This is a genomic window from Arcicella rosea (assembly GCF_014204325.1).
In the GTDB taxonomy this organism is placed as follows: Bacteria; Bacteroidota; Bacteroidia; order Cytophagales; family Spirosomataceae; genus Arcicella; species Arcicella rosea_A.
In genome coordinates, this window is the sequence record NZ_JACHKT010000008.1 from 125,402 (window position 1) to 137,588 (window position 12,187).

At 36.7% G+C, this 12,187-nt stretch carries 3 protein-coding genes; all 3 read right to left on the reverse strand.

Annotated elements, in window-relative coordinates; genetic code table 11:
* Positions 1–14 precede the first annotated feature (14 nt).
* Positions 15–2,429: an OmpA family protein gene (locus HNP25_RS07525; protein ID WP_184132753.1), complete on the reverse strand. Its 2,415-nt coding sequence runs from the start codon at positions 2,427–2,429 to the stop codon at positions 15–17.
* An 84-nt stretch (positions 2,430–2,513) separates the two neighbouring features.
* Entirely contained in the window at positions 2,514–3,500 is a 987-nt protein-coding gene (locus HNP25_RS07530; protein ID WP_184132756.1) for a PorP/SprF family type IX secretion system membrane protein, read from the reverse strand.
* 115 nt (positions 3,501–3,615) lie between these two features.
* The gene (locus HNP25_RS07535) at positions 3,616–12,081 is read right to left on the reverse strand and encodes an Ig-like domain-containing protein (RefSeq protein WP_184132759.1); all 8,466 of its coding nucleotides are present in this window, start codon (positions 12,079–12,081) and stop codon (positions 3,616–3,618) included.
* Positions 12,082–12,187: the final 106 nt, after the last annotated feature.

Here is a 12,187-nt window from a genome sequence, read left to right on the forward strand (position 1 = left end):
TGATTATATTCTACTTATTTTAACTGAATAATCTTAAACTCCGAACGTCTGTTAGTTTGATGTTGTTCTTCGGTACATTCTATTCCGTCGGCACATTCGTTTAATAATTGCGTTTCGCCATAACCTGATGTTTCAAATCGGTTGGCTGCAATGCCTCTTTTTACCAAATATTGAACGACAGAAGCTGAACGATTTTCAGAAAGCGTTTGGTTGAATTCTGTTGTTGCTCGGCTATCGGTATGGGAACGAACTTCAATTCTCATATTCGGATAACGGCGCATTAATAACAACAATTTATTCAATTCGGCAGCTGCATCAGGGCGAATATTATACTTCGTATAGTTGTAATAAATATTGTCGATTGCAATGACATCGCCTTCTTCAAACATCGTTAAATTAGTATTGATTTCTTGTGGGTCGTCTTTTCCTAATTTTTCAATTTTATTTCCTTTTGAAGCAAAATTATCTTTAGTAGCATCTATTGTATATTCGCATCCTTCACAAATTTCAAACTGATAACGTCCGTTTGGTCCAGTCACCACGGTCTGAATCGTTCCGTCACATTCGTTGGTAAGTGTCACTTTTACACCACCTAATGACGATTTATCTTTCGTAACAGTCACTCTTCCTTTCACAATTTTAGTTGCTAAACACGGAGAAGTGTTTTTAGCTATTGCAACGTCTGTGCTGTCATTCATCGTTACTCGCATCAAGGGGATTTCTAATGCTTTCAACATATTACTTTCAGTACTTGTGAACGAAACACTGTTTGGCAAATAACTATCTCTACTTGCATTAAAAGCAAATTCTTTTTTCAAATCAATACACATTCTGAACGAACCATTTGAATCTGTCTTTTTCATCACTGTTTTACCATTTTCCACAACGGCAACGTCAGTATTATCTAATGGCATTTTTGAATCGGCATCATACACAATTACTTGCAATTCTTGGCATTCTGGTTTTTCATCACATTCACGGGTAAAACGGTAAATATCGTCATCAGTTCCTCCACGTTTACGGTTTGAAGAAAAATAGCCTGCTTTTCGTTCGCCATCAGTAATCAATCCAAAATCATCTTTACTTGAATTGATAGGCGTTCCCATGTTTGAAACAGTACTTAAAACTTTCGTACCTGAAAGTTTTACATAAAAAATATCCAAATCACCTAGTCCGGGATGCCCATCAGAAGAAAAATACAAATTACCTCTTTCATCCACAAAAGGGAACATTTCATTACCAAAAGTATTGATGGTTGGTCCCATATTAATAGGTTTTCCAAATTTTCCATCGTTGTATTCGCAAACATAAATATCTGTTCCGCCATAACCTCCTGGCATATCCGAAACAAAATACATCAATTTATTATCTTTCGTAAGTGACGGATGTCCTGTTGAATAATCGTTATTATCAAATGGAATTTCTTTGATATTTACCCATTCTCCGCTTTTTTCTTCGGCGGTATAAATTTTCAATTTATTAATCTTATCTGTTGAAGTTTTATATTTACCGTTATTGTAATTATTTCTGGTAAAAATTACTCTTTTGCCATCACTGGTAAAAGTCATTGGTCCTTCATGATATTTGGTATTTAAGCTTTTGCTAAAACTTTCCGTTTTTACACCTGGTGTTTCTACGAAATTTCGATAGATATTCGACCCACTGAATGTTCCGATTGTTCGAGTATCATTGGCAGTTGGAGGAGTATATACATCTTCACCAACAGCTTTTCCTTTTTTCCCAATTTTCAATTTATCATCTGCTGAACTTCCCAATCCAGCAGGTGTTGTCGCTGTCAATTGGTTAATATCACTTAAATAATACATATCTAAGAAATGTGAATTATCCCAAGCAAACATTCTTTTTAACCCAATTTCATTCACTCTACTTGAGTTAAAAACCAAACCATTTTTGTAATACATCGGGCTGAAATCGGCATGATCTGTATTGATTGACAAATAATCTACTTTATAACAAGTAGCATTTCTGTTTAAAACATCAACATTTTTATATAATTTCTGGAAACCTCCACTTCTTTTATCTGCGATTTCTACTTTTGAATATTGCTCATAAATATCTTGTGCTTCCTTGTATTTTCCATTAGAAGCTAAAGCTTGGGCATAGTATAAATATACTTTAGCATCAGCTCCTGAGAACGCTGTTCCTTTCGACAATAGTTCATGATAAACCCTTTCAGCATTTTGTGAATCACGCATTTGTCTATATGAATAAGCCAATTTTATCATGGCAGCCTGTCGGTCTGCATCCGACAGTTTACCTTTTAGCACCTGTTCAAACAATTCAGAAGCATTTAGGTAACTCATCTGCTTGAAATGATACTCCGCATCTTTTAATGTCTGAGCAATCGTACATGCTGTTGCAAGCAACACCATACAGAAAGTGAGTATAATTTTATTCAAATTAATCATCGTTTTAAATATTTTACTAGCTATGGTAATTACTAGAAGGTTTCTACTTGTTTTTGAGCTTTCAACTCATTCAAAGTTGATTTATTAAAAATAACGTGGTGTAAGAATTTTAGTTTTACGATAACCGAATTCATAACGAAGCATAAATTCATGTGAACCTTTTTGTAAGCTTTTCAAACCATTAATTGCATAATCATAAGCATAACCAAAACGAATTTGATCGGTAGCTTGTACTTCTAACATTCCAATAATTGCATCGCCATTTTGGTTGGTAAAGGGCGAAGAGAATTTCAAATTATTGGTTCTCCAAGAACAACCTAAGGATATTCTATCGTTATACCAAAGGTTCATGTTCAAATCAAAAGAGGCTGCATCACGAGTAACTTTTGACAAAAAAGATGGCTTTAAAGTAAACGAACTTCCTAATGGAAACACATAACCTAACATCACAAAATAATGACGTTCCTGACGAGATGCTGAATCGGTGGCTGTACCAGTTTGGGTACTTGTCAACTTATTTCTCATCAAACTAGGGCATGAAAAACCAATGTAACCTCGGTCATCACTTAAAAATACTCCAGCTCCAAAATTTGGAAGCCATTTGTTAAATGAATAAGTAAAAGCTTGGTCACCTGTTTGAGTCACTAAGGTTTGTGTTAAATTTCCAGAAATACTTGTTGCTCCAGCCTGAATTCCCATCGCCAAAGTAGCTCTTTGTGTCACTTTCACTCTGTAGGCATAAGAACCATACATTCCAACATTTCGGTAATCCCCGATTTTATCATTGTAGGCTTGAAAACCAACGCCAACTTTTTCACCATTGATTGGACTATCTATTGAAAAAGACTGAGTTGTAGGAGCCCCTGTAATATTAATCCATTGCTGTCTGTGTACAACGGTTGCACTAAGTACATCACGGCTTCCAGCATAAGCAGGGTTCAAAGGTAGCATATTAAACATATACTGAGAATATTGAACCTCTTGCTGGGCTCGAACCGAATGGACAGCGATTATTAACAACAATGGGGCTGTCACATATTTAATTCTTGAAAGCAAACCTTTGAACTTCATGTGATTCAAATTTAAGTTTTTTATGTTTTAACAGAATTTTCCAATTCTGTTCTAAGATTAAATTGGATTTCGTTTGTTGCCATTCTGTTTTTGAAATGGCAACAAACTGATATTTTTATCGAGAAATTGTCATGTAACGAACTGGTTCAACATTTGCAGGTAATGTTACTTTTTCACCCGAAGCTCGTTTGTAAACAGTTACCACATAGAAGTAAGTACCAGAAGGTAAACCATCACCCACTTCAATTAATCGAGTTCCTGTATTTGGTATTCCGTTCCAATCATTTTTATAATCTGTAGAAGCATACACCAAACTTCCCCAACGGTTATACACTTCTACACTTGCTCTTTCATCTGGATTAACACCATCAATTACAAAGGTATCGTTCACACCATCACCATTTGGAGAGAATCCATGAGGAATTGATATTACACTAACCTTTTTAGGGAATGCCATTGGTGTTGGCGATGATTCTAAAGGTTTACCATCTCTATTTGGATCTGGATTATTACCGTTCACAGATGAATCTGTTACATTAGCAGGAGTACTTTCTACACTTACTGCTTTTGCATGAGCAAAAGTGAACAATGTATCAATAAGAGGTTTAGTAACATTTACGATGTAAGTAATCACAATGCTGTCTCCAGCAGCCAAAGCTGTACTAGCTGATACTGTAAGCGTTGTATCTCTTCTACCATTGAAAGTTGTATTCAAATCAGCGTTCATACCTCTCACCAGTATTGGTCTTCCTAAAATAGTCCATGAGCTTACTTGCTTACCAATTGTAGTTTCTAAATCATTACTTAAAGTAACATTGTTCAATAATACTGGCCCGTAGTTTTTAGCAACCAATGTTAACGTAACATTGTATGAACCATCCGACTGAGCTGTAGTATCTGTTACGGCTGATAAAGAAAGCCCAATTGAAGCTTGAGAATTCAAACCAGTTTCTTTTTTAATTATTACTGGCGTGGCAACATTATCATTATTTGGGTTAGCATCCTTATTTATATCAGGACTTACGCCATTCGTTGATACATCGGTATATGATTTATTATCGGTTCCAAGCCCTACTCCTACTGCAACATTATTGAAAACAGAATCTGTAGCAGCAGCAACATTGACCCTTACCGTTAAATTGATAATGGCAGAGTCTCCTCTAAGCAATGTACTTAGTGAATCAACTAATAAATTGGTATTTAAACCTTTACCTGTATAATTTGGATTGATAGTAATACCAGCTTTCGTACTTGTTACCACTGGTTTTCCTATCAATACTGCACCTTTAAAAGTAAATACGCCATCTAAACTATCTTTTACACTCAGTTTCTTAATATCAAAAGCTCCCATGTTCACTACTCTGATTCTGTAAGGAACAGTCCACACGTTGGCAGAATCACGTTTCAAACCAGTAGAAACAAGCTCTTTTGCTAAACCAATTATCGTATTTGGTGGCCCTAAAGGAACTTTCGTAATACTTGGAGTTGCATTTACATTTGTACCATCGCTAGATTTTGCAGTAAGTACCTCAGTATTTGGTCGAGTTCCAGTGATTAATGCTTGGCTGTTGTAAGGACCTGTATTTCCGCCAGTTACCACCTGAACAACATAAGTAATTGTATCAATCGCATTTGGCAACATTAAACTAGTAGCTCTATTTACTAAATTAGAATCTAGCAAACTAAAACCATTATTTACAACCAATCTAGAACCTCTTCCTAAAGTTGGGCTTTGAATCATCGTCACCGTAACTGGGCTTTTGAATGTACTTGCCAAGCTACTAGTTAAGTTGATATTTTTAAGCGTATCGCTACAGAAGTTTTTAGCGATTAAACGATAAACAACATTGTAAACTCCTGGTCTTACAATTGAAGTATCAGCAACTGACATTGCCAAACCAATTTTACAATCTACACCAGTGTTTTCGCCATTAATTGTAACTGAAGAATTATTATTAGCAAGATTACTATCTCTAAATGAAGTAACTGAAGCAGGGTTTACCACTGTTGTTGTTACTTTCATTTTGGCAACATAAGCAAATGTTCTTATTTGTCCTCTTTCAAGTGAATCAAGATTAATCAAGATTTGTCCACCTGAAATAGTCAATCCAGTTGAACTAGAAACAAAGGTTAAACCAGCTGGAAGCGGATTAGTAATCGCTAAATTTCTTGCTGTATTTGGGCCGTTGTTGGTTACAGAAATTAAGAAATTGATATTTTCATCCAATCTTGCACTAGTTCTGTCAGCTTCAATTTTAATAGCAACATCTGCTTCAAGACTTGTACTTCCGTTATCAATAATAATTCTTGCACCTGCAGAGTAGCAACCATCCACCGATTGATAGAAGGCGAAATAAGTACCTACACTTACAGCAGTTGGGGTTAAGACTACATTTGATATTGGTGAATTCGTAGTTCTAAATACTAAAATGGCTCCTGTTGGTGTACTACTTGTAACCAATTGAGTCAAGTCAGCAGTTGCACCCGTTGCTATACTTGCATTGATGGTGACTGGTGTACTACCTGTTGGCGTTGTATTTACCACAAATGATAATCCATTTGAATTTGGAGAAATACACACTCCGCTTTCACAAGTAGCAGTGAATGTCACATTAGCACTTGGCAAAATAGTTTTAGGATTTGCTGTTGAACCATCCGACCATCTTACTGTTCCAACACAACCCGTTGCTGTTAAAGTAATCGATTGTCCTAAGCACACAGTTGTTCTGTTAGAAGTAATTACTGGTGCTACAAGATTACAAAATTCTTTTGCTACAATCGTTACTGAACTTCTATCATCTTCTGTATTAGTTGTGCCATTGGCAGGCGTTGAATCTGGATCTGGCTGATCTGATTTTGTTACTTCAGCCGCACTTGTAATGGTGCCTGCTGAAACAACTTTTGCACGATAAGTAAATACTTGTGAAGAACCAACTGGAATACTAGCAATCGTTCCAGTGATAACCCCAGAAGTATGCGTCGTATTTGTACTTGATATAAATGTTAATCCTGTTGGAATAATATCTTTGATTTCAACGTTGGTCGCAACATTCGGTCCAGCATTGCTTACCGTTAATGTGTAAGTAAGCGTATCTCCTACAGTTGGAGTAAGGTTTGAAACCGTTTTTACCAAACTTAAATCCGCATTTTCTCCGATAATTGTTACTGAGCCATTATTGTTTGTTAGATTGCTATCTTTAAATGAGGTAACCGAAGCTGGATTCACAACGCTTGTTCTTACTGCCATTTTAGCAACATAAGCAAATGTTCTTACTTGTCCTCTTTCAAGTGAATCAAGGTTAATCACGATTTGTCCACCCGAAATCGTTAATCCACTTGAACTCGAAACAAAGGTCAAACCAGCTGGAAGTGGATTGGTAATCACAACATTTCTTGCTACATCTGGCCCATTGTTGGTTACAGAAATTAAGAAATTAACATTATCATTCAATTTAGCAGTAGTTTTATCTGCTGAAATTTGAAGTGCAACATCTGCATTCTGGGCAGTACTTCCATCAAAAACAATGATTCTTGCACCAGCCGAGTAACAACCTTCAACTGATTGATAGAAGGCAAAATAAGTACCTGCACCAACACTTGTTGGGGTTAAAATGGCAGTCGATAATGGTGAATTCGTAGTTCTAAATACTAAATTAGTCCCCGTTGGTGTACTACTTGTAACCAATTGAGTTAAGTTAGCTATTCCACCCGCCGCAAGTATTGTGTTAATGCTAATTGGCGTACTAATCGTTGGAGTGGTATTCACCACTAATGATAATTCGTTTGAATTTGGAGAAATACACGCTGAACTTTCACAATTAGCAGTAAATCTCACATTAGCACTTGGTAAAATAGTTTTAGGATTTCCTGTTGTGCCATCCGACCATCTTACTGTTCCACTACAACCTGTAGCCGTTAAAGTAATGCTTTGTCCTAAACAAACGGTTGTTTTATCAGAAGTAATTACTGGTGCTGTAGTTCTTGTTACGGTAATTGTTCTACTCAATGATGGTGCACTTGTACATTGTCCGATACTACAAGTAGCAGTATAAGATGTTGTAGTAGTTGGCGATACTGATACAATAGCTCCTCTTTGTCCATCAGACCAGTTAACTGTTCCCGAACAACCACTAGCTGTAAGTTGCAAAGTACTTCCCAAGCAAATGCTTGAAGTAGCAGAAGTAATGACAGGAATCGCAGGATTTTCAACTGCAACCACTACTTGTTGTGATTTTACCGAAGTACAAAAAGCTGTGCTACAAGTTACCGCATAAGAAGTTGAACGAGTTGGCGTAATCGTAAGATTTGCACCAGTAGCTGTTCTGTCATCAAAATACCAAGTAACAACACCCGTACAACCACTTGCTGATAAAGTAGTAGAAGCACCTGGACAAATAGTTAAACCAGTTGTATTAATCGTTGGTGCTGGAATCGGCACTACTTTAATAATCCTAGCTGTTGAAGCGTTACTGATACAACCATTTACTGTACAAGTAGCCGTATAACTTGTTTCTACTAATGGCGTTACTAAGATAGACGTTGTTGTTTGACCAGTATTCCATCTTACAGAACCATTACAATTTAAAGCAGTTAAGGTAATTGATTCTGAAGGACAAATTTCTGTTTTCTCTGCTAAAATTTCTGGAGCATTTGGTTTCTGAGTAACAATAACACTGATTGAAGCCAAAGCACTTTCGCAACCAGAAGCTTTACATTTTGCTGCAAATGTTTGTGAAGTAGAAGGCGTTACCGTTAAAGTATTGCCAGTTGGTAAACCTGCCACTTGCCATTCAACTACTCCGCTACAACCTGTTGCAGTTAATACAGAAGATTCTCCCACACAAATTGACCCTTGAGATGAAGTTAAACTTGGAGCAGCAATATTAGTAACTGTAATACTGATAACATTTGAAGAAGGACTTTGACAAGTTGTGGTCTGACAAGATGCCGTGTAAGTTCTTGTATTTGTTGGACTTACTGTGATTGATGCCACATTCGTCTGACCAGAACTCCATACTATCGTTGAACCTGTACAACCTGTTGCCGTTAACGTTGTTTGTCCATTCAAACAAATTGTGCTATTTGTTGCAGTAATTACTGGTGCTACAAGATTACATAATTCTGTGGCAACAATTGTTACTGAACTTCTATCATCTTCTGTATTATTCGTACCATTGGCAGGCGTTGAATCTGGATCTGGCTGGTCTGATTTTGTTACTTCGGCAGCACTTGTGATTGTTCCTGCTGAAACAACTTTTGCACGATAAGTAAATACTTGTGAAGAACCAACAGGAATACTTCCAATCGTTCCAGTGATAACCCCAGAAGTATGCGTCGTATTTGTACTTGATATAAATGTTAATCCTGTTGGAATAATATCTTTAATTTCAACATTGGTCGCAACATTTGGACCAGCATTGCTTACCGTTAATGTGTAAGTAAGCGTATCTCCTACATTTGGAGTAAGGTTAGAAACCGATTTCACCAAACTTAAATCTGCTCGTTGAGCTACTGTAACAGTAGCTGTTGAAGTATTATTTGCCGATTTACTTGGGTCATCTTCAGTACCTGTAATTGTTGCAGTATTGGCAATTGAACCCGTTCTGGTTAATCTTACATTGATTAAAAGTATTTTATTTGAACCTTCCGATAAACTTCCAACATTCCAAACACCTGTAGTGCTATTATATTGACCTGTAGGAATAGCACTTACAAAAGTTGCTCCTTGTGGTAATAAATCTGTAACTGTTACATTATTAGAATTGAGTGTGCCAATATTTCTAGCATCAATTGTATAAGCAATTTCCTGACCTAATAAATAAGAAGGTGACGTCGAAGCATCTGGAGCAGTGATAACGGTTTTTACAACAGCTAAATCTGTAAAACATTTTTGTACTTTGAATGAAATTGAAGTACGGTCACTCACACAACCATCAGGACTTGTCGCTTCAGCAAAATATGTAAAAGTACCTTCGCTGGTTGGGCTAACGGTAAAACCTAAGTCAGAACCAATACCAATCGCCGTTGTACTTGTGGCAGAGGTGTACCATTTAATGGTGTTACCCACACTCACCGCAAATAATTTGGTTGAACTTCCTAAGCAAATAAGCGTGTCGCTTTTCAAATTGAAAGGTGCTATTGGTTTTGCTTTAATCGTTAATATCGTGTTAGCAACAGTAGCATTACAAACTGAAACTGCTCCGTCTGGGTCATTCGATGTAAATGTTAAAATAATTGAACCGTCTGCCATATCAGCCGCAGATGGTGTATATTTTGCTGTTAAGCTATTGGCATTATCAAAAGTTCCTGTTCCGTCTGTTGTCCAAACACCGCTTGTTGCTCCACCACTTAAAATCGCATTTAATTGTACAGGACTTGCAACGCCTCCACAAATTGGTAAAAGTGCCGTTAAACTAACTACTGGAGGATTTGTACATTGACAAGAATTAATATTGACAACAACCATTGCTCCATCGCTGTAGCAACCATTGCTTGATTTTTCAAAAAGGAAATAAGTTCCTGCACCAATAGCAGTAGGATTTGAAATAACTGGAGAAGAAGTAGAATTAGCAGTATGCCATTCAAAAATTCCACCTACTGAAACAGTACTTGTAATAGCATTAGCTAAATTCACTGTTGTAGCATTAATAGCACAATTATTAGCAATACTTGCAATGACTGATGGCGTTGTAGGTTTTGGCGTAACGGCAATTTCTACAGATGCTTTTTCACTTGGACAAGCACTACCTGTATTGCTAACAACACTTAAAAAATAAGTAGTCGTTTGCGTTGGTGATACAGTAATTGAAGAAGTAGTAGCAAATGGAGTGGTAGCAGTAGCCGAAGTAAACCATTGGAAAATTGGATTTGTAACACCTGGAGTTCCTATCGTTACTGTTCCTCCTGAACAAACTGTTGTTCCTAATATAAATGGAGCAGCTAAAGTAGTTTTTACAGCAAAGCCAACGCCTACTGCATCTAATTGTGCACATTTTCCACTGGTATTAATGGTAGTTTGTAAATCACTTGCTTTCGTAACACCAAAAATTACAGATGATAAATTCAAGAAATTGCTACTAGCTGAATTAGCATCATATACTAAAGTAAATATTTTATAGTCATCTGGAAGCCCAACTGTAAATGATGGCGTACTGCTAATTTGTTGAATAGTATTGGTAGTACCTTTTGTTAAAATATAACTCACAGAATAGTTAGTAGGTACTGTTGGCGACACACCCGTTGTTGCAGTTAGGACAACTGTACCACCAGCCGCTGGCAAACACAAACTTGTATTTGTTGCCGTTAAAGTTCCACTTCCAATAATACAGTCTGATACTAAACCAGCTCCAATGGTTAAATTATTTCTACCAACATCACCTGCAGGTTTTGTTACATCTATTGCAATATTATTTGTAAAACCGCCTATTCCAGCATCAGAATCATTATTTGCATTACTTCCCGGCGCATTTGGAATTACAAATGTTTTTCCGCTTGGTAAAACAAATTTTACTTTATAAGAACCAGACATTAAATTACTGAATAAGTATGCTCCTCCATCAGCAGTAACATCAGTAGCTAAAAGCGTATTATCAGTAGCATCATATAATTCAACAGTGATGCCATTTAAACCTGCTTCACCTGTATTTTTAATTCCATTTCCATCAACATCACTCCAAACTACACTTCCAATCGAACCAAAAACACCCGGTGTAAATTTGATTGCACAACATCCATTTACTGGACAACGTCCATTGCTGGCAGTAAAAGCATATTCAGTATAATCAGTGATTGCGGTAATTCTGATGTTTCCATCAGGTAAAAGTGTGACGCCAGCAGTAGCACTAGTAACTATTGTTGGAGTACCCGAAATACCTACTTTTTTAGTCCAAACAATATTCGTAAAACCTGTTGGTAAGTTTGTTGTATATTCGTCACCTTCATAAAAATACTCTTCAATTGAAAAACAAGTAGCATCTTGATCATCCTCTAAAATCAAACGATTATTTGGTGTAGAATCAGTGTCTTGTTCAGTCTGTTTGGTAATTTCAGCGGTATTAAACCAAAAACCTCTTTTGTTAACAGTTGCTACGATGGTCATCGTAAGTTCTAAAGTACTTCCAGCTACTTCGCCAACATTCCATATAACGCTGGTAACACCAGCGTTTGTAGTAGTTGTAGCAGAACCAACTCCATTAACATTCAAAGATTTAAACGTAACGCCTTCGGGAAGTACATTAGTTAATTCTACTCCTGTGGCTTTATCAGGATTGATGTTGGTGATTTTTACGGTATAAGTAATATCCGAACCAAGTGTTGGGTTTTGATTGCTGACGCTTGTACTCACCGACAAATCTGGCATAGCGGCAACAGTGTTGAATGACGAAACTAATGTTAAGAACATTACTCCAACAAAAGCACGACAAACAACCATTGCATAACGGTTTTGTAGGCTCGTATTGCTAAATAATGATAACACAGCCCAAAACGATGCTAAAAAATTAACGCCAGTTTTAGGTGTAAGTTTTTTGGCAACTACTTCAAACGAGCAGTCACTAAACCAATTCAACAGTGTTGTTTTCATTAGTTTTTTGCTTTTATCAATCGAGTTGCTTAAGTAAAAAAATTGATTCATTATTCGTACAGTTAGTAGATTGTCCATTTTATATCCTGAAATACTCCTCTGAATC